Annotated in this window: 17 protein-coding genes and 1 pseudogene; 5 read left to right on the plus strand and 13 right to left on the minus strand. The window is 41.4% G+C overall.

Translation table 11 applies throughout. The annotated features are described in order from the left end of the window. Positions 1 to 74 precede the first annotated feature (74 nt). The 3 genes from QUB80_RS01650 to QUB80_RS01660 form a co-directional block, all read right to left on the minus strand. Complete coding sequence (locus QUB80_RS01650; RefSeq protein ID WP_289787752.1) at positions 75 to 2,669, minus strand: TonB-dependent siderophore receptor; 2,595 nt, start codon at positions 2,667 to 2,669, stop codon at positions 75 to 77. 575 nt (positions 2,670 to 3,244) lie between these two features. Next, positions 3,245 to 3,445 (minus strand): hypothetical protein, encoded by a 201-nt coding sequence (locus tag QUB80_RS01655; RefSeq protein WP_289787753.1) that lies wholly within the window; start codon positions 3,443 to 3,445, stop codon positions 3,245 to 3,247. Positions 3,446 to 3,457: 12 nt separating this feature from the next. Beyond that, positions 3,458 to 3,877: a site-specific integrase gene (locus QUB80_RS01660; protein WP_289787754.1), complete on the minus strand. Its 420-nt coding sequence runs from the start codon at positions 3,875 to 3,877 to the stop codon at positions 3,458 to 3,460. A 58-nt stretch (positions 3,878 to 3,935) separates the two neighbouring features. On the opposite strand from QUB80_RS01660, the gene QUB80_RS01665 reads away from it, so the two are divergent. The 3 genes from QUB80_RS01665 to QUB80_RS01675 all read left to right on the plus strand — a co-directional run bounded on the left by QUB80_RS01665 (position 3,936) and on the right by QUB80_RS01675 (position 4,976). After that, positions 3,936 to 4,220 carry a hypothetical protein gene (locus QUB80_RS01665; protein ID WP_289787755.1) on the plus strand — a complete coding sequence of 95 codons (285 nt, stop codon included), beginning with the start codon at positions 3,936 to 3,938 and terminating at the stop codon, positions 4,218 to 4,220. 296 nt (positions 4,221 to 4,516) lie between these two features. After that, positions 4,517 to 4,765, plus strand: a complete 249-nt coding sequence (locus QUB80_RS01670) for a hypothetical protein (protein WP_289787756.1) — start codon at positions 4,517 to 4,519, stop codon at positions 4,763 to 4,765. After that, positions 4,743 to 4,976: an ATP-binding cassette domain-containing protein gene (locus QUB80_RS01675; protein WP_289787757.1), complete on the plus strand. Its 234-nt coding sequence runs from the start codon at positions 4,743 to 4,745 to the stop codon at positions 4,974 to 4,976. The genes QUB80_RS01670 and QUB80_RS01675 overlap by 23 nt, the downstream gene beginning before the upstream one ends. Before the next feature lie 28 nt (positions 4,977 to 5,004). Here the strand turns inward: QUB80_RS01675 and QUB80_RS34880 are convergent, their stop codons facing one another. From QUB80_RS34880 to QUB80_RS01695, 4 genes and pseudogenes are all read right to left on the minus strand, one after another. After that, positions 5,005 to 5,202: a hypothetical protein gene (locus QUB80_RS34880; RefSeq protein WP_336622302.1), complete on the minus strand. Its 198-nt coding sequence runs from the start codon at positions 5,200 to 5,202 to the stop codon at positions 5,005 to 5,007. Further along, a complete protein-coding gene (locus tag QUB80_RS34885; protein WP_336622303.1) occupies positions 5,195 to 5,917 on the minus strand; it encodes a CHAT domain-containing protein in 723 nt (240 codons plus the stop codon). The genes QUB80_RS34880 and QUB80_RS34885 overlap by 8 nt, the downstream gene beginning before the upstream one ends. Before the next feature lie 86 nt (positions 5,918 to 6,003). Next, positions 6,004 to 6,426: a helix-turn-helix domain-containing protein gene (locus tag QUB80_RS01690; RefSeq protein ID WP_289787758.1), complete on the minus strand. Its 423-nt coding sequence runs from the start codon at positions 6,424 to 6,426 to the stop codon at positions 6,004 to 6,006. Further along, positions 6,410 to 6,520 (minus strand): annotated as a pseudogene (locus QUB80_RS01695) (type II toxin-antitoxin system HigB family toxin); the annotation flags it as partial. The pseudogene QUB80_RS01695 and the gene QUB80_RS01690, both read right to left, overlap by 17 nt. 30 nt (positions 6,521 to 6,550) lie before the next feature. Here QUB80_RS01695 and QUB80_RS01700 point away from each other — a divergent pair. After that, the gene (locus tag QUB80_RS01700; RefSeq protein WP_289788120.1) at positions 6,551 to 6,742 is read left to right on the plus strand and encodes a type II toxin-antitoxin system death-on-curing family toxin; all 192 of its coding nucleotides are present in this window, start codon (positions 6,551 to 6,553) and stop codon (positions 6,740 to 6,742) included. Positions 6,743 to 6,983: 241 nt separating this feature from the next. Here QUB80_RS01700 and QUB80_RS01705 read toward each other — a convergent pair whose 3' ends face one another. The 6 genes from QUB80_RS01705 to QUB80_RS01730 form a co-directional block, all read right to left on the minus strand. Further along, the gene (locus QUB80_RS01705) at positions 6,984 to 7,601 is read right to left on the minus strand and encodes an ABC transporter ATP-binding protein (protein ID WP_289787759.1); all 618 of its coding nucleotides are present in this window, start codon (positions 7,599 to 7,601) and stop codon (positions 6,984 to 6,986) included. Then, entirely contained in the window at positions 7,588 to 8,517 is a 930-nt protein-coding gene (locus tag QUB80_RS01710) for an ABC transporter ATP-binding protein (RefSeq protein ID WP_289787760.1), read from the minus strand. The genes QUB80_RS01705 and QUB80_RS01710 overlap by 14 nt, the downstream gene beginning before the upstream one ends. Before the next feature lie 10 nt (positions 8,518 to 8,527). After that, positions 8,528 to 9,406: an ABC transporter permease gene (locus QUB80_RS01715; protein WP_289787761.1), complete on the minus strand. Its 879-nt coding sequence runs from the start codon at positions 9,404 to 9,406 to the stop codon at positions 8,528 to 8,530. Next, positions 9,403 to 10,392, minus strand: coding sequence for an ABC transporter permease (locus tag QUB80_RS01720; RefSeq protein WP_289787762.1), 990 nt, complete (start codon positions 10,390 to 10,392; stop codon positions 9,403 to 9,405). The genes QUB80_RS01715 and QUB80_RS01720 overlap by 4 nt, the downstream gene beginning before the upstream one ends. Positions 10,393 to 10,526: 134 nt before the next feature. Beyond that, complete coding sequence (locus QUB80_RS01725) at positions 10,527 to 12,131, minus strand: ABC transporter substrate-binding protein (protein WP_289787763.1); 1,605 nt, start codon at positions 12,129 to 12,131, stop codon at positions 10,527 to 10,529. 1 nt (position 12,132) lies between these two features. After that, positions 12,133 to 14,760 (minus strand): TonB-dependent siderophore receptor, encoded by a 2,628-nt coding sequence (locus QUB80_RS01730; RefSeq protein WP_289787764.1) that lies wholly within the window; start codon positions 14,758 to 14,760, stop codon positions 12,133 to 12,135. Positions 14,761 to 15,651: 891 nt separating this feature from the next. Here QUB80_RS01730 and QUB80_RS01735 point away from each other — a divergent pair. After that, positions 15,652 to 24,042 carry a non-ribosomal peptide synthetase gene (locus QUB80_RS01735; protein ID WP_289787765.1) on the plus strand — a complete coding sequence of 2,797 codons (8,391 nt, stop codon included), beginning with the start codon at positions 15,652 to 15,654 and terminating at the stop codon, positions 24,040 to 24,042. Positions 24,043 to 24,073 lie beyond the last annotated feature (31 nt).

Below are 24,073 nucleotides of genomic sequence, written 5' to 3' on the forward strand. Positions count from 1 at the left end.
GCTTATCGTAGGTATCGCTATCAGAAGAACGACAACAACATCAGCCGTATATCCACCCAGAATACTTATATAAATTAAAACTCAACTGCAACTGCACCCAACACTGTTAATGGTGCTGCTGGGAGAAGACTAAAACCATCAACTTCGTAATATTTAACATCAAAGAGATTCTTGAAGTTTAGACCAATTCTGTAATTGCTCCGACGATAAAAAATAGATGCGTCAGTTCTCAAGTATGAGGGAACTGTGAATGTATTGGGCAAAGATACCTCCCGTTCTCCTGCATATACTAATCCCAAACCAAAACCCAATCCTTGCAAATTACCCTTTTGAATTTCGTAAGTAGTCCACAAGCTAGCGCTATGTTCAGGTACGCCTGCTGTGCGATCGCCAATCAGATTTGGGTTATTATCTTCAGTGACAACAGCGTCTGTATAAGAGTAGGTCGCAATTATCTTCCAGCCTGGTAATATTTCTCCAGCAATATCTAGTTCAATACCACGGCTTCTTTGTTCTCCCGTCTGAACGCTGAAGTTAGGATCAATAGGGTCTGCAGTCAGCACGTTTTGGCGAGTAATTTGGTAGAACGCCAAATTTGCTGAAAGTCGATTGTCAAAGAAATTCTGCTTAATGCCAAACTCAAACTGTTCGCCGATTTCTGGTTTAAATTGCTCGCCCGTCCGGCTTCTACTAAATATTTGGGGAACGAAAGAGTTAGTCCAATTGAAATAAAGGGATGTGAAATGACTCGGCTGATAGACTATGCCAATTCGTGGTGAGAATCTGCTGTCGGTTTGCTCATTGAGTACTGTATTAGTTGGACGGTCTTTATAGAAAGAATCAACCACATCAAAACGACCACCTGCTAAAACTTTCAGATTAGGTAGAATCTCAATTAAATCCTGTAAGTATACCCCAATGTTGTCCCCACCTTGTTCACCAGCAAAACTGAGAGTAAATTCTCCTGGTCTTGCACCATAGATTGGGTTAAAAATATCGATGGGAGCAAGAGGAGCTTCAAACACATCATAGCCATATTTAAATCGAGATAACTCCACCCCTAATAAAACATTGTGACGTAAAGAACCCGTGTTAAATTTTCCAGAAATTTCGCTTTGCGAGGTATAGCTTTCACTTTTCTGCGCTCCTTGGGAAGATGTACGATTCAGCGTTCTACGGTCATCTTGCAGGGATATTCTATACAATCGGGCATTACCAACCTCAACATTATTGATAGTTACATTCACCCCCTGCCGGAATTTCCAGTTTTCGCTGAACTTGTGCTCTAAATCACCAGTAATTGAGCTAACATTCCCTGTGGTTGGGTCTAAACCTGGCTCTCCTAGAAACCTATTTCTGGGGAGTTTTAAAGATTCAGGCACTAATGGAAACCCTTTATCAAAAATAAAACTGTAGTCAAGATATTCAAATTCAGTGGTGAAAGTTGTCTGCGGACTAACTTGTAAGGTCAAAACGGGGGCAATGAAAAAGTTTTCCTTATTGACAAAATCACGATAACTGTTGGCATTTTCATAAGCGACATTCAGGCGTGACAAAGCGGAACGATCCGGCAGCAAAGGTACATTTATATCAATGCTGGGACGATAAAAATCGAAACTTCCTGCAGTGAAGTTACCTTGGTAAAAAGGATTATCAAGTGGCTTTTTCGTTACTGTATTGACTAGTCCACTCAAAGAAAAAGCGCTACCACCACCATAAAGAACCGAGGTAGGCCCTTTGAGAACTTCAACTCGCTCAATATTGGCAATATCACGAGGATTACCCAAATTCCGGAAGCCGTTGCGGAGGTTCTCGTAGCCTGCAAAAAAACCGCGAATATTGTATCCCGATGCAGTGCCAAAGCCGAATATGCGTTGGACTCCACTCACGTTGTCTGTAAATTCGTCTAAGCGTGTTACTTGCCTATCCTCTAGCACTTGCCGAGGAACAACTTGAATAGATTGAGGAACGTCGCGTAGGGGTACGTCAATCTTTGTAGAACTGGGAGCACTTTGTACGTTGTATTCACCTTCCTGTTCACCTGTTACCATCAGTTCAATAGGTTGATCGTCCTGAGCAGATGGTTGTTCTGGTGGTGTTTTACTCTCAGGCTGAACTGTGTCTGGTGTTTGTGCTGGCGGCTGTTGGGGTGTAGGAGATTGGGCTGGTGTAATCCCGAAAACTAAACCTTTATCGTCATCAAACAGTTCAACTTTTGGCGCACCTGCTTCACCTGTCACCGTTACCCGGATAGTATTCGCATCTAGGTTCGTCACCGTTACTTCTGCAATTCCGGCAACTGGCTTGTCTTGGCGGAAGGAATTGCCTGTTGGTAGACGTAGTTGAGTGTTAGGAATATCTGCAATAAAGTTATTCCCCTCACTTTTGGTTGTAGTTTGTAGGTTGTTAGATGCAGAAGTTTCTAAGATGATTTCCAAACCATTAGCTGTTGAGGAAAGGCGCACCCCTGTTACTTGTATGACTTCACTCTGTGCAAGCCAGTCTTTCACACTGGTATAAGGAATTTGAAACTCACTAAGTTGGATGATCTCTGTATTGGAAGTCCTCTCTGTAGCGAGCATTTCTTCTCTGTGTGCTTTCACAGGTTGAATTCCTAACAGATAAATAGCTCCTACAATTCCCAAATAAAAAAACAGTCTTTGTTTCAAAATGTTCCTCCCCACCATATTGCACACCACAACAAGAAGGTGATACGTGTGCTTTCAACACAAATAACTCCAATCTCTGCTGGTGCAGTATGAAAAAGTAGTAAATCAAATTTTGCTAAGTTCAAATAACTCGGCTCAAGTTGCTGTCAAACTGCTCAGTTTTATAAATCTAAAAAGATTTTTATTGAAGTACTGCCGAAATGTATAACGATAATCATTCTTACAATACCAAGCTTGTAAAAAAAGTCAAGCTCCTCTTTGAAAATAAAGTAGATGGTAGAAGTAAAGACACTTTTGGTGACTGATGTTAATGTTGTGGGCAAAGCGTCTATTAGAAGCTAGATTCAATTCGAGTTTCAGAAAGTATGATTAATCATGGGTGAAACAGCTATTTATGTCAAAAGACTGCTCGTCAAACTTGCCTACAGGTTAAATAAAAAGCTTGAAAAAATATTTTATTTTCTTAAATAAGAAGTATTAAATATTTACAAATTTTCAAAACAATAATGATTAAATTAGCTGAATGTTTTATTAATTCAATAAATGAATATACAAAAATCAATAACAAGAAGTTATTACTGCTTGTGTAACAACGAGAAGAATGTAATATATTTAATTGTTGAGGATTGCTGAGTAAACAGCAGCCAGTGCATCTTATTAGTGTTGTGTTGCAAGTCTACTGCCATCGCCGCTTTTTCCAACTTAGCAATCTCGCGTTCCGAGAGAATGCGCTCTGCGAGCTTATCATCCCACTGTATGCTTAAGTCCTTGCCCAAGTCGATAGCAAATTAACCAATAGAAGCTCTAGTACCCCACTCCCACAAACTTTTAATCGCTGCCGTGTACTTAGCCACAGTATTTTTACTAATTCCATAAGTATTTTTATTTCCCCGTACTGGCTTTTCATCCTTGAGCCAAGCCAGATAAGCGTGTAGATGGAATAACGTTACCATCCTCAAATCAGATATCCCAAACCGCGACTGCATATAATCGACAAGCTCATAACCAATTTGCCGATATGCCCGTCGCGTTTGGTCGCTTTTGATAGTGACAGAATGTACCCATAGCTCAATTAGCTGTTGTGTGGAATTAATTTTCTGGCGGTTGGGAAAATAATAATCTACAAGCGCGACACGAGCTTCATCAAGCGGTAGAGTTACTACTTCTACAGCAAGTGATTCCACGCTTAATACGGGTAAATTTTCCATAATAAAATTCCCCAACCCCTACTGATAATTATGATGCCGAGAATCGCAAATCGCTGCCTTGTCAGAGAAAGTGAGTATCCCTTCTGCTACCAAAACGGAAGTACATACCCTCCAGGAGCGGTTAAATCAATTGCAGGTGGGGATTTCAAATGAAATTAAGAAGGATAGAGAGCAACTTGCTTCTTTAACCTTGGCTCTCTCCCGACTTGAAAGCCACATTGAGCAATTGGTGCCTTCTTTAAATCTTGAAGTGGATGGCGAAGGTAATGCCGACAGTGATAGCGACTGGATTTTTGGGGAAGGCTCCGATGGTATGGGAGGAGAAAATATTGAGGGTTTTTGAATATGCCCGAACTGATGGAAGCTGACCAGAGAAAACGATAAACGATATAGGATATAGATTTTTGGTTGTCTGGGTCAAAAAAGCCTACAGTGATTAGCAAAAATCGGTTATTGAGTGCTTATGCAAATGTGATAATAGCTAAAGCAATATTAGGCGATCACTTTTTAAATAAATTGTTGATGAAATTCCACTGCTTAAAGACGCATGACAATTTCGACTAGCTAGGAAAAGATCATAAATGACTCGCCCTGATGAGTTAGTTTCTATACTTGACCGCATCCTCAACGGCTGTCGAGATGAGGGGGATATTGCCTGCCATATTGCGTCAATACCTCACAGCAAGTGGTGGTCAAAATGTTGTGCAGTTGGGAAAGTACAACGTCAATCTTGGCGAGGGGAAGGATATTCATATTGGCGACAAGGTTTATCAAGGCACCGACGCAGAGACTATTCGCGCTATTTTCCTAGATGTACTTTCCCAAAATACCCAGCACAAAGCAGGGTTCGGAACTTTACCGAGAAATGGAAATTACCCAGACGTTTGAGCATCAGCAGTTTTTAGAGCAGGTGCTGAGGCACAGACAAAGCCCCAAAAGTCAGGGAAGACGGATTGCGATGATTGGTGAACCAGGGGCGGGGAAAACAACGCTGTTGCAGCAAATAGCCCGATGGGTATCGCAGGAGATAGAGCAGTCGGTTATAATTTGGGTGTCTAAACAAATCCCCCAAAGGAACCCAATGGTCTACTCCCCATAACGGCATTGTACCGTGCAAACTCAAGTCATCAACTGGATTTGTTGCCGTTAATTGGACTTTTTTTTAGATTTTTGAATACTGGGGTATGTTCCTCTGGGATTCCTTGCAGGGCGATCGTATCGCAACCACCGTTATAAGCATCTTCATACGACCAACCAGCCCCTAGTTGATCATAAAAACCAACTGCAAACTTAATCGCTGCATCGTCTCCTATCTTACTATTCATGCCGACTACATAATCGATATGTTGGGCGATCGCCGAAGCTTGAATCTCCGAATAGCAAGAGTTGAGAACAACACATTCGCATAGCAAATCGTTTAAACAAGTTTGCTAAAGCTTCAGTTGGGACAAGTTGCGCTAACCCTGAATCATTTTCCAGAACTAATCCATCATCTCCTGAACCATGCCCGCAAAAGTGAACAATCTCTGGGTTAAAATCCAACAAAGCACGACGTAAATCATCAGCACGAACCGCCCAGCGTTGTTGCAAAGTAAATTTTTCTCTATGGTGCGACCTTCGCAAACCCTCATCAATTTCTCGTACCTCTTTGTCTAAGCGCAATCTCGCTTCATTGGTGGGGCTGGAGGCTAGCACTAAAATAGTTTTGCGCGAACTACTTTGAGGATTTTCTCGTTGAGCCAAGTTCTGAAACTCTTCAAAGAGGATAGAGCGAACAATTTCTCTGATATCTGCGGTGCTAGAACCCTGAATTACAGCACGAGCAACTTCTCGAATTGCTTGTGCATCAAGTCCTTGGTAAGTGCAATCGCCAATATGAATATCTTGTCCCTGTCTAATATTAATGTTGTACTTACCTGCTTGCAGATTTTGGCTACCACCACTATTTAACCACTGACGCAAAGCTTCAATATCGGCATCAGTTTGATTTCCATTAAGGATGCGTTGAATAATGTCGTTGAGGTTACTGGGGTTCGCCATTTATCGAAGATTTTTAGTTCTATCTTAGACGATAAAACAGTGAATTTACTTATCCATACTCGCCTTGTTCAATTTTTGTAAATCAGCTAAGTAAATAAACTGGCATCTACATGAAAATAGTCCGCAAGCGCTTCTGCTTGAGTTTTACTAATGGTGCGTTCGTCAAGCGTCTCCGAAGGAGAATCGCCATTGACAATTAGCAAGGCAACTTCCAATGAACCAATTACCTCAGCTAATGCTTCGGTCGTAATATCGCGTGCGTCCATTAGATGCATTAACATCGAATGGGGCGTACCTTGGGGGATTGGGTAATGGGTTTCTTCAAACTTCTCAATTAATGTCACCAAAAGTTCTAACAGCATCTCTTCTTCTGGTGTACGATTGGGACGATGTTCTAAAGTTAAAGCGAGTGTGATCGCTTGTTCGTTTTCTTCTTCTGTAGTAATTATTTTTGGCTGATACTCGACTAGCAATTTACCGTAAGATTCAGGATTAAAAGTACGGGTCATTTCTCCATTTATCCTTATCATATTCGGCGTGAGTTAGGACATATTTAATATAGATTCTTTGAGCTTCGTAAACAATATCAACAATTAAGCGGTAAAGGCTGCGGCAATCGGTTTTTCGCTCTTTATAAATCATCCATTTATTGATGGGAATAAGCGGATTGGTCATACTGCAATGGAAGTTTTTCTGGTCATGAATGGTTGGGAAATTGATGCTGATGTCGATGAGCAGGAGGCAATTATACTATCTCTAGCATCGGGTAAGCTTGCGCGTGAGGCATTTATACAATGGTTAAAAAGTCATGTCAAAGTTATCTAATGCCTTGGCTTGAAGTTTAATCAGAAATCCTGTTTGCAGTGAGTATGGCTTTTAGAAGCTATTTTTCTCTCAGTCTTTTTTCTAATTAGTGAAGCTACAGCGAAAATTACCTGAAAGTTTCGGGTAATTTAGATTTAGAATTTGGTGTAATAAACAATTAAGAATGCTTCCACCTCTGTAAATGTCTCATTGCAAAGGTGGAAATTCGTTAATGAATAAGTTAAATTAATTCCATATATCCTCATCTAGTTTGATAAATTAATTTACTCAAATCAATGATGTGAGTGCAAAGACGCTGGAGTAAAGCTGCTTCATGACTGATGACTAAAATTCCCACTTCATGCTCTTTGGCATATTTAATCACTACCTGCCAAATCAGAGCTTGAGTGTTAGCATCTAGCATTGCCGTCATTTCATCTGCAATTAGGTAATGTGTGGAAGAATTGAGCGATCGCGCAACTGCAATCCGTTGTAACTCACCTCCACTGAGTTCATGGGGATAACGATTGAGCCAACTTTGGTGAATACCCAAAGCAGTGAGTAAATCGGCTGAAGGAGGCTTTCCTTCTGCTAAAATTTTGCTAATTCGCCAGCGCGGATTGACAGCTAGTTCAGGGTTTTGAAAAATTAACTGTACAGAACAGTAACAAGAACTGGGTAAGGGTTGACCATTACACGTCACCTTTCCTTGAGTCGGTTGTAGATATCCCGCTAGGAGTTTACCAATTGTGGTTTTACCCAAACCACTTGCCCCAGTCAAACCCACAACTTCGCCTCTGGCTAATTCCAAACCAAAATCTTGCAAAATCCACCTTTGCTGAGAATGGTAACGAAAAGATAAATGTTCAGCCTTCAACATGAATACACCTCACGGGTGCGCCCCGTATTATCCGAACTTGGGGTCTAGCTTCCAAGCAAGCCTGTGTTGCTAGGGGACAGCGATCGCCAAATAAACAACCAACAGGTAAGGCTTCTGGGCTGGGTTGGCTACCGGGAACAGGGATAAACTCATTTTGCGGAAGCGATCGCCACAAAGCCTGAGTGTAGGGATGACGCAAATTTCCTGTAGTGAAATCAACAGCATTTGCCACTTCCAGAGTCGTCCCCGCATAAAACACAGCCACTTTATCCGCCACTTGCAACGCTGCTTCTAAGTCGTGGGTAATTAAAATTACACCTTTACCCTCATTGGCCAGTTCCCGCAGATGATTCAAAGTCTCGACTACAACCTCTGAGTGCAGCCCAGGAGTAGGTTCATCCGCAATTAATAACTCAGCACACCCTATTGCTGCTGTAGCAACTAGCACTCGTCGCGCCATGCCTCCAGAAATTTGAAAAGGATACTGCTGTTTTACCGCTGTAGCTAACCCATAGCGGTCAAATACTTGCTTAACTGTATTCTCAGCTTTTGTTTTCGGTAATCCACTCAAAATACCTGCTCGCTGCACTTGAGAACCAACACGCATCAAAGGGTCAAGATAACTGACTGACTGGGGAATCAGGGCAATTTGCTTTCCCCGCAACTGCGCCTGACGTTCTACAGTTAACGGTTCTCCCTGAAATATTATCTGTCCTGTTACTTGGGCGTTGTGCGGTAATATACCTAAGATGGCATGAGCGAGTAGACTTTTTCCTGAGCCACTAGAACCAACAACCGCAACTACTTCACCAGCATTAACCTCTAAATCCAAGTCAGTAATTACAGTTAACTGCTTCTGGGTTAAACCCACATCATACATTGTAAAAGTGACACTGAGATTTTTCACTGATAGCATATTTTAATCACTACCCCTGGCTAGTCTTTGGGTCTAATAAAGCGCGTAGACTTTGCCCAAAAATATCAAAAGTTTGCACAGCTATGAGTAAAACTGCTCCTGGTAACACAGCTAACCACCAATATCCAGCCGATAAGTAGCGCATCGATTCTGAGAGAATAATGCCAATAGCAGGGGTTTGTGCTGAAAGCCCCAATCCCAAAAAAGTCAGACCTGCCTCATGTAAAATCGCATGGGGGAAGAGTAATATCAGCCCGACAATAAATTGGGGTATGAGATGGGGTAGGATGTGGTGACGAGCAATCCACAGTGAAGAGCGACCGAGTTTGGCAGATAATTGCACATAAGCTGCACTCTTGAGTTGTAAAACTTCTGCTCGTAACAGTCGAGCTAGACTAGGCCAATGAGTTAAGGCGATCGCAATAATTAAGCCCTGCGTACCACCGCCCATAGCAAAAGCCACTAAAATAATTAATACTAAGTGGGGCAAACTAAAAAATACATCAATTACCCAAACAATTACTGCATCTGCTTTGCCGCCTAAAGTTGCAGAAAGTGTTCCTAAGATTAAACCTATAACTGCGCTGACTGTGGCTGTCAGTAACCCCACCCATAAGCTCAAACTCAAACCGTGGAGAGTGCGAGTCAGCATATCTCTACCTAACCAATCTGTACCAAAGGGATGAGCTAGTGAAGGTGCTAAGTTGCGTTTTGGGAGGGCAATTTCCAAACCATCTGTACCAATGATGTGGGTACTTAATAGTAAAGCGATCAATGTGATTGTGCATAGTGCTGCGATCGCCAATGTCTGACGGCGACGATTGCCCAAAAAGCTAGACAATTTATACCAAAACTTTTGCGGGTGAGAAACAACCACTGGGAATTTCATGATGCAGATTTTCCAATACGGATACGAGGATCGATTAGCTGATAAGCCAGATCAGCTAAAAAGTTACCTGTGAAAACAAATAAAGCACTAAACAACACAATTCCCACTAGTAATGGCACATCACTCCGCATGGCTGCCTGTGTAGTAGCATCACCTAATCCTGGGTATCCAAATACTCTTTCCGCTAGGACAGAACCGCCAAATAATTCGCTCAAACTAGCAAATTGCAATGTAATGGCTGGTAGTGCAATATTCCGCAACCCATGATGGATAATAAAACCCATTTTCGTTTCACCTTGAGCAAAAGCAAATAAAGCATAGTTGCTGTGAAGAATTTCAATGAGCTTTTCGCGGGTGTGCAAGGCAATACTCGCAATACCAATCAAGCTTAAAGTTAAAGCTGGTAAAAATAGATGATGTAAGCGTTGCCCAAATGTCACATCTTCTAGCAAAACACCAATAGGTGCAGCACAACAAATCGGAGTTATTTGCCATTGCACAGCCAATAAATTAAGCAGCAGCAACCCAATCCAAAAAGTCGGACTAGATGCCAAAGTATAGGCATAAAAGCGAATTATTCTATCTACTATTGAACCTGCATTTACTCCTGCCAAAATACCTAAAGTAATTCCCAAAAAACCGGATATTAACCACGCTAATGCCATTAATGCTAAAGATGTTTGGAAGCGAGTCGCAATGACATCTGAGACTGATTGATTAAAAATTATAGAAGTGCCTAAATTTCCTTGGATAAATTGTTGTAACCAGAGAAAAAAGCGGGTAGTCATCGATTGATCTAATCCCCATTGTCTGGCAATTAATTCTCGCTGTTCTGTGCCAATGCGAGAAATATCTGCCCCCACATAAGCATTTATGGGATCGATTGGGGAAAAACTCAACAAGACAAAGCTACACACCGAAACAGCAAGCAAAAGTAAACATAAATGTAAGAGTTTTTTGAGTATAAATAAAAAAATTTGGTTCACATTTTTATCTCCTATTAGGATAAGTTGCTAAGGGACTTCCAGAAAATAAACTGTCCAATTTATCTACTTCAAAACCACTTTCTCCCCTGCGCCCTTGCCCTCAAATTGATAATATATTTTTTGATTGGAAGTCCCTAATTACATACCCACTTCCACTTAGTAATATTGACCATAATTGAGCCAGTGTAATTACTACTCTGAGTTGGTCTACCAATGTCTAAACAAGAACTCACAAGATAAATTTGATCCAGGTTAACTAGCCAAGCTGATGCTGCATCTCCTATAGTGATTGTCCCAGTTTCACCATTCCATTGCGCCAGTTTCCAAAACGGCAAAGCTGCTGTTTCTGATGCTGCTGCCATTGCTTGGTCGAGTGCTTGGTCAACCTGGGGATTAGAATAGTAACCGGAGTTACGCCAGTTTCCCTCCGCCGCCGAACTGTGGTAAAGAATGTATAACTCCATTGGGTCGTATATTCCCCAAGGGAAAAGTCCCACATCTTGGTGCATTTGCCGTGAAATATCTTCCCAACTTTTACCCTCAACGTTAACTTTGATACCTACTGGCTTCAGCATTTGGGCGATCGCTAATGCCAGACCTTGAGAAGTAGGATTACTAACAGGGTAGAGAATCGTAAATTCTGCTTTCATCCCTGCTTTTTCTAATACCCCATCCCCGTTCCTATCTTGCCAACCACCGTTGGCTAAAATTTGTTTTGCTTTGTCGGGGTTTGCGTCTGCGATCGCCGCTTGTGGTTGATCCCAAGGTAATTTACTGGCTGCACCGTAAGCAGCCGATCCATAACCTTCTAAAATACCTGTCACCAAAGCTTGACGATTAATCGCATAATTCACCGCTTGCCGAATTGCTCGGTCTGCTGTGACATTATTACCAATAGGATTTCCTTCAGCAGTTTTGCGTCCTGTATTGGGAACATAAGGAAACATCAAGCCTACACGACTATTGCTGTTCATTGCATACAGATCCATTCCTGTTACTGACTGCTTGGCTAAAAAAGGTGGAATTTGCGCTAAGTCCAATTTTCCAGCTTTAGCAGCCGCAAATACAGCATCTCCTTTAGTAAATAAAAATACAATTCTTTTGATTTCTGGTTGTTCACCGTAGTAATAGGGATTAGCTTCAACAATCATTTGTTGACCTTCATCCCATTGCACCAAACGATAGGGGCCCGAACCAATGGGATTTCGACCATAGTTTTGATTATGGCGATATTTGGGTACAATTCCCAATTGGGCGATGCGATTAATAAAAGTAATTTGCGGCTGCTTGAGATGTAGTTCTACCTCATAAGCACTCTTCGCTACGGCTTTATCCAAATTTGTTACGTCGGTTAGCCCTGGACTAGCCTTGGCTTGATTAAATGTATAGGCTACATCTGCTGCTGTTAGCGGCTGACCATCAGAAAACCGGACATCTTGACGGATTTTAAACCTCCAGACTTTTTTATCAGGACTCAATGTATAACTTGTAGCCAAATCATTGACTAATTTCAGATTTTCGTCCCGACGTAGCAAGGTACTTTGGAACAAAGGAGGGTCATGATAACCCCAACCCAATATCGGATCAAACCCTGTTGGTGAATCTCCCCACCCCAAAGCAATCACAATTTGCTTTTTTGAGTGAGAAGGATTGTTAGCTATTTGGTTAGGTGTAGCTATATTACAACCCACCAAGATTTGTAAGAGGATGATGCCAAATAGTACCTTGATGTGTTTCATATTAAAATTGCACTGACACTGTTCCCAGTACCGTCAAAGGTGCTTGAGGATAAATGTAGAAGGTATCGGTGTTGTAATACTTAGTATCAAACAGATTGCGGAAATTTAGTCCAACTTTGAAATTCTCCCGACGGTAGGATAAAGCTGCATCGACTCGCACATAGGAAGGAAGAGTGAAGGTATTTGGTAGTTGTACTTCTCGTTCAGACGCATATACAAGTCCTAAACCAAACCCTAATCCTTGTAAATTCCCTTTTTGTAATTCATAGGTAGTCCACAAACTTGCACTGTGGGCTGGGATACCAGCAATGCGATCGCCTTCAGGAATTGTATTATCTCTACTTACAAAACCATTTGCATAAGCATAGTTAGCAATAATTTTCCAGCCTGGTAGTATTTTTCCCGCAATATCTAATTCCACACCACGACTTTTTTGTTCACCTGTAGCGATACTAAATCTAGGGTCTACTGGATCACTTGTTAACACATTCTGTTGCGTAATTTGATACAGTGCTAAGGTGGTGGAGAGGCGATTGTTCAAGAAATCTTGTTTAATCCCTACTTCAAACTGTTCCCCTGTTGTCGGTGGAAACTGCTCACCTGTACGACTCACTCTAAAAAATTGTGGGTTAAAGGAATTAGCCCAATTAAAATACAGTGATGTTGTGGAACTTGGTTGATAAACTATCCCGACTCGTGGCGAAAAGCGGGTAGTTGTTTGCTGGTTAATATTTGTATTAGTAATTTTGTTGACTACAGAGACATCATTAATATCAAATCTGACACCAGCTAATAGTTTCAAATTTTGTGAAATCTCGATGAAGTCTTGTAGATAAACCCCCAAGTTATCTGAACTTTGTTTGCGATGTAATTCTTGCTCAAAGCTTGTGGCTTGTGCGCCATATTGGGGATTAAAAATATCGATTGGATCTAGTGTTCCTCGGAAGTAATTAAAATCATATCCCCAACGTGATAGTTCCAGCCCTACCAGAATTTTGTGTTTGATAGAACCTGTGTTAAATTCTCCAAATATTTCATTTTGGAGGACGTAATCTTCTTGTTTTTCTTCTGTTCTCAATGGTGAGCGTGGTAATGTTCTGCGGTCATCGCCTAGAGGCTCGAATAGTTCTACTTGACTTGTATCACCATTGACCATAATGGCACTAAAGCCTTGGCGAAACTTCCAGTCATCACTAAATTTATGCTCAAAGTTATAGCTGACTGATGTTGAATTAAAAGTGGCATCATTAAAATTTGGTTCGCCCAAAAATCTACTAATTGGTAGTTGAAAAACTTCACGTTCTGGCGGGAAGTTATAATCGAAGACGTAGTTATAGTTTTGTTGTTCTAGCTCTACCGTAATATTGGTTCTAGGACTAATTTTCCAGGTGAGAGCAGGTGCAACGAAGAAACTTTCATTCTCATTAAAATCGCGGAAACTACCGGAATTTTGATAGGCTAAATTCAGACGATATAACAAAGAGCGATCGCTGGTTAAGGGGCCACTGATATCAATCGTCGGACGATAAAAATCATAACTGCCAATAGTCGCACCAATGTTGTAATAAGGCTCTTCTAGGGGCTTCTTGGTGACGGTGTTGGTTAATCCACCTAAAGAAAAACGCCCTCCATACAGGACGGATGCTGGCCCTTTGAAAAACTCCACTCGCTCAATATTGGCGATATCACGACCTCCAATAACTCCAATATCTCGGAAGCCATTGCGAAGACTCTGATAAGCCAACGAAAGACCGCGAAAGTAGTAACCCGTCAAGGAAGTTGAACCACCGTATCCTGGTAGTTCCTGAACTCCACTCACATTTTCGATAGTTTCACCAATCCGAACTATTTGTCTGTCTTCAATTACCTGGCGGGGAACTACCTGAATTGATTGCGGAATGTCCCTGAGTGGAGCTTCTATCTTGGTTGCTGTTGTTGCACTAGGAACACTATACCCATCCTGTTCTCCTGTCACTACTAATTCAATCGGTTCTTTCTCTTGCGCCGATGGTTCAGTAGGTGGTGCTTCACTACTAGGTTTTTGAGTATCCGGTGTTTGTGGTGGTGGTTGTGTAGGAGTCGCATCTGGTGTCACACCAAAAACTAAACCTGCATCGTCATCAAACAACTCAACTTTCGGAAGACTGGATTCACCCACCACTACGACGCGAATACTATTAGCATCTTGATTGGTGACTATAACTTCTGCAATTCCCGAAACTGGTTTTTCTTGGCGGAAGGAATCACCAGTTGTCAGACGCAGTTGAGCGTTAGATATATCTGCAATAAAGTTATTCCCCTCATTCTGAGTTGTGGTTTGTAGTTTGTCTGATGTGGGAGTTTCTAAAATGACTTCTAAACCGTTAGCAGTTGAGTTCAGACGTATCCCCGTGATAACTGTGACTGCTGCATTTTGTTGTTGCTCCTGCGCTAACAGTCCTTTGATGTTCGTGTGAGGAAGTTGAATATCACTGAGTTGAGGAATCTGTGCGATCAGTACTTCTGTATCCTTTGCCAAATCTGGGCTGATCCCATCAAGCTTTTTCTCTACTTGTGCGTTTGCAGGTTGAGTACCTAATACAAAGATAGTTCCTAAAATTCCCCAATATGCACGTTGTCTTCGTTTCAAGGCTTTACTCCACACCAAAGTTTTATGAAATCAATACCAATTCAGCTGCACGCGATCACAATACGCTTGACTCTGAACTAGTTGTGTATGATAATCATTCTCACACACTCTAGACTATAAGTAAAAATGAAAAATTTAATCTAGAACACAACAAATTTAAATTTTTTTAAAATTTTCTGATAATTAACAACTAGGACATAAATCAGTTTTGATTATGATTGATTTATTAAAACAGTATTGTTAATTTAGCCAAATTTTTTTTACATTCAAAATCTTTTTTTAGGTAGCAAGGGCAAATAAAGATAATCATTCTTACAATACCAATTTAATAATAAAAGTCAAGCAGTCCAGTTTTTATTTATTAAATCAGTCTCTAATAAACCAAGTTACAAGTGAAATTTGAGTTCTGAATTAATTTATTAGATAAATTTCTTAAAATTAGACACTATGTCAAATTAATTAAAATTTATCTAACATTATTTTCTATCCAAAATATCCACATTAGTGGAGCAGCATACTATTTTATTTTGTACTCAATTTGAAACATTTTTTTATATTTGACAAAAACAAATATTAGATGATAAACATTATCATTATCAAGCAAATAACAGCTACAATACTAAATTTCCAACTCCATCTAGCTAATTAATCTGCTGCGTTAAAAAGTGTTTGAGTGAAAGTTTGACTTAATTAATTCTTAATTAGTTAAGAAATAGCAATTTTGGGGATAGAAAAATTTTCATAATCAAAAATCAGTATAGCAGCATGAAAAATGCTACTGGTAAACACGATGGAATTATCAAATGCAATTTGATGATTTTCGCAAAAACCTAATTTGTAAGCATGAACAGTTTTACTCCACAAAAATAATCAGGTCATGGAGTGGTATCAATGGATAACAACCTTTCTGAAAAATCAGTAGAGTTTTTGAGTTTGCTGGAAATTATCCGTTGGCGATCGCAAAAGCAACCGGAACAACAAGCCTATTGTTTTCTATTAGATGGAGAGGTTGAAGTCCAATCTTTAACTTATGGCGAACTAGACACTCAAGCTCAGAGTATTGCTGGCTTATTACAAGCTTGTGGAGTCAAAAAAGGAGAACGGATTTTACTACTATATCCACCAGGTTTAGAATTTATTACGGCATTTTTTGGGTGTTTATATGCAGGAGCGATGGCAATTCCGGCTTATCCACCGCGTCCAAACCAATCCTTGTCTCGACTGAGTGCGATCGCCACTGATGCAGATTCAACAGTTGCACTGACTACAACAACAGTCTTGTCACACTTACAGCAGCATCCAACATTCAAAACTCTGCGGTTGTTAACCACAGATAACATGATGGTTGATGACTGGTCAAATTCATGGCAACAGCCATCTATAGATAGAGACACCCTGGCCTTTTTACAATACACTTCCGGCTCTACAGGTACACCAAAAGGCGTAATGGTGAGTCATGGGAATTTGCTGCATAACGAACTTTTGATTAAACAGGCTATGCAGCACACAACAGAAACCATCTTTGTGGGTTGGCTACCACTGTTTCATGACATGGGTTTAGTGGGGAATATGCTCCAGCCTCTATATTTGGGGATATCTTGCATTCTCATGTCTCCAGTGGCATTTTTGCAAAAACCTGTACGCTGGCTACAAGCAATTTCTCAGTATCGCGCCACAACTAGCGGCGGCCCGAATTTTGCCTATGATTTGTGTGTGCGAAAAATTACAGCCGAACAACGAGCTAACTTAGATTTGAGTAGCTGGGAAGTCGCTTTTAACGGTGCGGAACCAATTCGTGCGGAAACACTAGAAAAATTTGCTGTCACCTTTGCCGAATGTGGCTTTCGCCGCGAAGCATTTTATCCCTGTTACGGGATGGCAGAAACCACATTGATTGTTTCTGGAGGCTGTAAAACAACTCCACCAATATTACAGTCAGTCCAATCAGAGGCTCTGGCGCAAAATCAGATAGTTCCAGCTAAAGCGGGAGAAATAGGCACACAGACATTGGTAGGTTGCGGTCAACCCTTAGAAGATTTGAAAATTGCTATTGTCGATCCCCAGACCTTGACTACTTGTAGCGATCGCCAAGTTGGTGAAATTTGGGTGGCGGGAGCGAGTGTGGCTCAAGGCTATTGGCATCAGCCAGAGCAAACAGAGTCCACCTTTAAAGCCTATACAAAAGACACCAAAGAAGGGCCGTTTCTGCGTACAGGGGACTTGGGATTTTTGCAGAATGGTGAATTATTCATCACTGGTCGTCTCAAGGATCTGATCGTCATTCGCGGCAGAAACTATTATCCCCAAGACATTGAAAATACAGTCCAGCAGAGCCATCCATCCCTAGAACTTCACGGTGGGGCAGCCTTTTCGGTTGATGTGGATGGGGAAGAAAGACTGGTAATTGCTCAAGAAGTCAAGCGCAGTCACCTCCGAAAAATGGATGTAGACGAGGTAATTGCAACAATCCGTGCGGCTGTCGCGGTCAATCATGAACTACAACTGTATGGGGTACTGTTGCTCAAACCGGGAAGCATTTTGAGAACTTCTAGTGGGAAGATTCAGCGTTATGCTTGTCGGGCGAAATTTTTAGCAGGAAGTTGGGAGACTATTACCAGTAGAATTTTAGAAGGCGAGACTGGTGTAAGTGTAGCAGACGAAATTATCTCAGAACAGCCACAGCTAATATCGTACCTGCAACAGCAAGTTGCTCAAATTCTGAAAATAGAGCAATTGCACATTCAACCACAACAGCCTTTAAGCACTTGCGGTATAGATTCTCTCATGGCCATTGAACTCCAGCACACCATCGAGACGAAATTCGGTGTAGTTTTGGCAGTTACAGACTTTTTGGCAGATGTAAGTATTAACCAATTAGCAACGGCAATACTCGACAAATTAAGCTCCCATTCAATTGACGAACCAGTACAAAAATCTCATTCGTCTGAGTATCCCCTCACTTACGGTCAGCAAGCTCTTTACTTTTTACAACAACTAGCACCAGAAAATTCTGCTTACAACATTGCTAGGGCGGCGCGGATTCATGGTGAGTTAAATATTGCCGCATTCCACCGAGCATGGCAAATTTTAGTTGCTCGTCATCCGGCTTTGCGTACAAGTTTCACAACTATTGATGGACAACCAAGACAAAGAGTTTGTCAGCAAGTAGAAGTTTGTTGGCAACAACAAGATGCGACAACATGGGATGAGACATACTTGAGCGATCGCTTACTAGAAATAGCATACCGTCCCTTCAATCTAGAGCAAGACCCTTTGATGCGGGTGAGTTTATTTGCTCGCTCACCTCAAGAACATATCTTGCTGCTAGTTGTTCACCACATCATTGCTGACTTTTGGAGTCTGACGATATTAGTAGATGAGTTGGGAAAACTTTACCAAGCCGAAATCAGCAATACACCCCTTACCCTCCCGCCTCGACCATGGCAATATGCTGACTATGTAAGCACTATAGCCAAAACGATCGCTAGTTCTCAAGGAGAAAAACTGCAAGCTTATTGGGAACAGCAACTAGCAGGAGAACTACCAGTGATGAATGTGCCTACTGACCGGATGCGGCCGCCCGTGCAAACCTATAGAGGTGATAGTGTAAGTTGGCAACTCAGTCAAGAACTAACAAATAAACTGCAAAACTTCAGCCAACAGCATCAAGCCACGCTGTATATGACTATGTTGGCAGTTTTTCAAGTCTTACTGTATCGCTATACAGGCCAAAAAGATTTATTAGTCGGTTCGCCAACTACAGGTAGAAGTCGGGCTGATTTTGCCTCCTTAGTAGGTTATTTTGTCAATCCGGTAGTATTGCGGGCAAATTTCGCTGATAATCCCACCTTTGAGCAGTTTTTACAACAAGTGCGATCGCTTGTTTTGGATGCGTTAACTTACCAAGATTATCCCTTTGCACGGTTAGTTGAGCAACTACAGCCCACACGCGATCCCAGTCGCTCACCCATATTTCAAGTGATGTTTGTCTTTCAGAAAGCACACTTGCTGAATAACGAAGGATTAGGGGGCTTTGCTTTAGGAGAAGGGGGCGCAAGATTAAAATTAGGGGAACTAGAGTTAGAATCTTTCGCACTGTCCAAGCGAATAGCTCAGTTTGACCTCACCTTGGCGATCGCGCAAGTCAATGGTGTGCTATCCACTTCTTGGGAATACAACGCAGATTTATTTGATGCAGCCACTATTACCCGCATGGCTGGGCATTTCCAGACATTACTAGAAAGTATCATTGTTGACCCTAGCCAGCCTGTAGGTATGCTGCCAATTTTGACTCAGCAAGAACAGCAGCAATTACTACTAGAGTGGAATGCTACTCAGAAAGATTACGACAGTATTTGTTTGCATCAGCAATTTGTCACCCAAGTCGAGAAGACACCGGATGCGGTAGCAGTGGTTTTTGAGCAAGAAGAAATTACTTACAAACAATTGAATCAACAGGCTAACCAATTAGCACATTATCTCCAAGGTTTGGGAGTCAAGCCAGAGGTGTTAGTTGGTGTTTACTTAGAGCGATCGCCCCAGATGGTAGTCAGTATTTTAGCGATTCTCAAAGCGGGAGGGGCGTATTTACCTCTAGATCCCAGCTATCCGCGAGAACGTCTGGCTTTTATGCTCCAAGATGCTCAAGTTGGGGTATTGTTGACCCAAGAGAAATTTTTAGCCATTTTACCCGAACATCAAGCAACGGTGGTTTGTCTGGATAAAGACAATGAAGTTTGGGCTAGTGAAAGTATTGTTAACCCAGTGAGCGAGGTAACAACTCACAACCTAGCTTATGTAATTTATACATCCGGCTCAACTGGCAGACCAAAGGGGGTAATGAACACCCATCGCGGAATTTGCAATCGCCTAACTTGGATGCAGGAAGCTTACCAATTGACCATAGTAGATAGAGTGTTACAAAAAACACCTTTTAGTTTTGATGTGTCGATTTGGGAGTTTTTCTGGCCTTTGACTACCGGGGCTTGTTTAGTGATGGCTCGACCAGGAGGGCATCAAGATAGTGCTTACTTAGTTAAATTAATACAAGAGCAGCAAATTACCACGATTCATTTTGTACCTTCAATGCTGCAAGTATTTTTAGCAGAACCCAGCGTTGAGGCGTGTAAATGCTTGCGGCGAGTGATTTGTAGCGGGGAAATATTACCTGTGCAACTGCAAGAGCAATTTTTTAGGCGCTTGGATGCAGAATTGCATAATTTGTATGGCCCCACAGAAGCCGCAATTGATGTCACATTTTGGAATTGCAATCGCCATTCTAGTAAAAACATTGTCCCCATAGGACGAGCGATCGCCAACACGCAAATCTATATACTAGATAAGCATTTACAACCAGTTCCTATTGGTGTTCCAGGCGAACTACACATTGGCGGAGTAGGTGTAGCTAGGGGTTATCTCAACCAACCAGAACTCACAGCCGAGAAATTCATTGTCAATCCTTTTAGTAGTGACTCAAACAATCGCTTGTACAAAACTGGTGACTTAGCACGCTACCATACAGACGGTAGTATTGAGTATCTAGGAAGACTGGATGACCAAGTTAAGCTGCGTGGTTTCCGCATTGAGTTGACAGAAATTGAGTCAGTCTTGACGCAACATCCATCTGTGCGGGAAGCCGTTGTTGTGATGCGGGAAACATCGGCTGTAAAACGCCAAGTTGTGCTGAATCCTCCAGAAAATAACTCAGAAATTACGGATTTACGAAACTTTCTCAAAGGGGAATTAACCGAGGAACTGCTAGTTGAATCAACAACAAAGCAACTCATCGCCTATTGCGTTTGTCGTCATCAACCTGCACCCAATACTACTGAATTACGCCGCTTCTTAGGTGAAAAACTACCCGATTATATGATTCCGGCGGCGTTCATCATGCTTGATGCACTTCCTGTCACACCAAATGGCAAATTAGATAAAAAATCTCTACCACATCCCAGTCAAGATAGACCTAATTTAGAAAAAGCTTTCGTCCCTCCTCACACTCTACATGAAAAGACATTGGCGCAAATCTGGAGCGAAGTTTTGGGAATTGAACAAGTAGGGATTCACGACAACTTCTTTGAGTTGGGAGGAGATTCTATCCGCAGTATTCAAGTTGTGGCGAAAGCCCAAGAAAGAGGGTTAAAGTTCTCTGTAGCGCAGGTTTTTCAACATCAAACTATCTACAAATTATTAACAGCAATTTCTCTGAATCAACCCAATATTTTATTAACAGAGAAAACCGCAACCTTTAGCCTAATATCCGCAGATGAAAGAGATAAACTACCCAATGATATAGAAGATGCTTATCCTTTAACCAGGGTTCAGACTGGCATCATTTTTCATAGCCAGTACAACTTGGAATCCTTGATGTATCATGATATTTTTCAATATTATATACGGGTTTATTTTGACTTAGATTTATTACAAATAGCGATACAAAAGCTTGTAATTCGCCATCCAATTTTGCGTACCTCTTTTGATTTGATTAACTTTGATGAGCCTCTGCAACTCGTTCATCAAAGTGCTTATATACCTGTGGTGGTAGAGGATTTGCGCTCATTATTACCAGCAGCACAAACACAGGCGATCGCATCTTGGATTGAAATTGAAAAACATCAGCGTTTTGACTTGTCTTGTCCACCATTGATGCGCCTGTATATTCATCGTTTGACAGATGAAACCTTCTGTCTCACTTTAAGTTGGCACAACTCAATTTTAGATGGCTGGAGTAATGCTTCTCTCTTAACAGAATTGTTACAGCGTTATCATGCTCTGTTGAATGGAGAAGAAAATCAGATAGAATCACCACCAACAATTTCCTATCGGGATTTTGTCGCTGTCGAAAGTCAGATTTTGCAATCTCCAGAATATCAAAACTATTGGCAGCAAAAATTACAAGGGTTAGTGATTAAGCAAATCCCTCGTTGGGATAAGACTAACTCAACAAAAAATGTTCAAGTTGGTGTGTTGGATGTACCGATTTCTCCTCAAGTTTCTCATGGACTCAAGCAACTAGCGCGACTCGCCGAAGTTCCTCTAAAAAATGTCTTGTTAGCTGCACATTTGAAAGTGATGAGTTTATTAATTGGCGATGAGGATGTGTTAACAGGATTAGAATCTAACAGTCGGTTAGAGGAAGCTGACGGAGAAAAAACTCTCGGAACTTTTATCAATACCATACCTCTACGGCTACAACTAAAAGCAGGAACTTGGATTGACTTAGTACAGCAAGCTTTTGCAGCCGAACAAGAGTTATTACCCTACAGACACTATCCCTATTCAGAGTTGCAAAAATTTGGCACTCGCCAGCCACTGCAACCTCTATTAGAAACAGTGTTCAATTATACACACTTTCATGTTTATCAACGTCTGCAAGATTTATCAGGGTTAGAAATTATTGGGGGTCAAGGTTTTGGTGAAAGTAACTTTACCTTAAGAGTAGAGTTTAATCGCAACCATATTACTGACCACATCCAACTTGACTTAGAATGCAAAATGGCAGAAATCAGCAGCACTCAATTAGCTGCCATTGGTAGCTGTTACAGCGAAACCTTGATAGCAATGGCCACACAGCCATTTAAGCGCCATGAAGAACAATGTTTGCTGACTGCCGCACAACAGCAGCAAATACTAGTAGAGTGGAATGAAACTGCGATCGCCTATCCTGAAAACTTGTGTATCCATCAACAATTTGAGGCGCAAGTTGTACGTAACCCCGATGCGATCGCCCTAGTATATGAAAATGAACAATTAACCTACCAAGAACTCAACCGACGAGCTAATTTACTAGCAAATCACTTACAGCGTCTCAGAGTTTGTGCGGATACGCTAGTAGCTCTTTATATCGAACGTTCTTTAGAAGCGATCGTGGGAATATTGGGAATCCTCAAAGCCGGAGGAGCTTATTTACCGCTTGACCCCACTTATCCTTCAGAGCATCTCGCCTTTATATTAGAAGATGCTCAAGTATCATTTTTGCTCACTCAATCCCAATTATTGCCAAAAATACCGAATTATATAGCACATACTCTCTGCTTAGATTCTGAATGGGATATTATCGCCAACAATAGTGATGACAACCCCGTTTGTAGAACAACAAGAGAAAATCTCGCCTATGTAATCTACACCTCCGGTTCCACAGGTAATCCCAAGGGAGTGTTAGTTACACACCAAAACTTAGTCCACTCCACCAACGCCCGTATAGCCTACTATCAAACACCAATTAGCAGCTTTTTATTAATTCCATCCTTCGCTTTTGATAGTTCTGTTGCCGTTATTTTTTGGACATTATGCCAAGGTGGTAAATTAATTTTAATTAAAGATGGTTGGCAACGAGATATTTGGCAGTTAGCGCAACTAATTGAGCAACATCAAATCACACATTGGTTGAGTGTACCTTCACTGTATAACTCCCTGTTAGCGCATATAGAAACCCAGCAATTAATATCGCTCCAAACTGTAATTGTAGCTGGAGAACCCTGTAGCATCGAGTTAGTTAAAAATCATCAAAAATTACTACAAAATACATATCTATTCAACGAATATGGCCCAACAGAAACCACCGTTTGGAGTAGTGTTTATAACTGTTCTCACCACGATTTAGACAACAATTCTATTCCTATTGGTCGTCCCATTGGCAATACCCAAATTTATATACTCAATTCTCATCTCCAACCAGTACCAATCGGAACACCTGGGGAAATTTACATCGGTGGTTTTGGCGTGAGTAAAGGATATCTCAACCGTCCAGAATTAACCACTGAAAAATTCATTCCCCACTCCTTTAGTAAACAACCAAACGCACGCCTATATAAAACCGGAGATCAAGCACGTTACCTCAGTAATGGCAACATTGAGTTTATCGGACGTATCGATCATCAAATTAAACTTAGAGGGTATCGTATTGAACTAGGGGAAATTGAAGCAGTATTACAACAGCACCCCCATGTTAAACAAGCAATAGTTATAGCGAGAAATAGCGACTCAGAAAATCAGCAGTTGGTAGCTTATATTGTCCCATCTCAACCACAAAATTCTTTGACGCAAGAACTACGCTCTTTCTTACAAACCAAACTACCAAATTACATGATTCCCTCAGTCATTCTGCAAATAGATACACTCCCACTAACCCCCAACGGTAAAATTGACCGCCAAAAGCTACCCGCACCAGAGCAATTACAACCCAACAACGAACTTTTAACTGAACTTCTCAAAAAACTCAATTCACTTTCAGAAGCCGAAGTAAAAACCCTCCTGTCTCAAAAAAATCATCAACCTAATTGAGTTTTCTTCGCGCCTCCGCGCCTCTGCGTGA

Source organism: Chlorogloeopsis sp. ULAP01 (genome assembly GCF_030381805.1).
In the GTDB taxonomy this organism is placed as follows: domain Bacteria; phylum Cyanobacteriota; class Cyanobacteriia; order Cyanobacteriales; family Nostocaceae; genus Chlorogloeopsis.

What these genes read in the sequence shown, in the direction of transcription:
- QUB80_RS01660 (WP_289787754.1), bottom strand. Translation starts at nt 3,877, where the DNA reads ATGGAAAATTTACCCGTATTAAGCGTGGAATCACTTGCTGTAGAAGTA.
- QUB80_RS01670 (WP_289787756.1), top strand. Translation starts at nt 4,517, where the DNA reads ATGAGGGGGATATTGCCTGCCATATTGCGTCAATACCTCACAGCAAGT.
- QUB80_RS01675 (WP_289787757.1), top strand. Translation starts at nt 4,743, where the DNA reads ATGGAAATTACCCAGACGTTTGAGCATCAGCAGTTTTTAGAGCAGGTG.
- QUB80_RS34880 (WP_336622302.1), bottom strand. Translation starts at nt 5,202, where the DNA reads ATGAATAGTAAGATAGGAGACGATGCAGCGATTAAGTTTGCAGTTGGT.
- QUB80_RS34885 (WP_336622303.1), bottom strand. Translation starts at nt 5,917, where the DNA reads ATGGCGAACCCCAGTAACCTCAACGACATTATTCAACGCATCCTTAAT.
- QUB80_RS01690 (WP_289787758.1), bottom strand. Translation starts at nt 6,426, where the DNA reads ATGACCCGTACTTTTAATCCTGAATCTTACGGTAAATTGCTAGTCGAG.
- QUB80_RS01705 (WP_289787759.1), bottom strand. Translation starts at nt 7,601, where the DNA reads ATGTTGAAGGCTGAACATTTATCTTTTCGTTACCATTCTCAGCAAAGG.
- QUB80_RS01710 (WP_289787760.1), bottom strand. Translation starts at nt 8,517, where the DNA reads ATGCTATCAGTGAAAAATCTCAGTGTCACTTTTACAATGTATGATGTG.
- QUB80_RS01715 (WP_289787761.1), bottom strand. Translation starts at nt 9,406, where the DNA reads ATGAAATTCCCAGTGGTTGTTTCTCACCCGCAAAAGTTTTGGTATAAA.
- QUB80_RS01725 (WP_289787763.1), bottom strand. Translation starts at nt 12,131, where the DNA reads ATGAAACACATCAAGGTACTATTTGGCATCATCCTCTTACAAATCTTG.
- QUB80_RS01735 (WP_289787765.1), top strand. Translation starts at nt 15,652, where the DNA reads ATGGATAACAACCTTTCTGAAAAATCAGTAGAGTTTTTGAGTTTGCTG.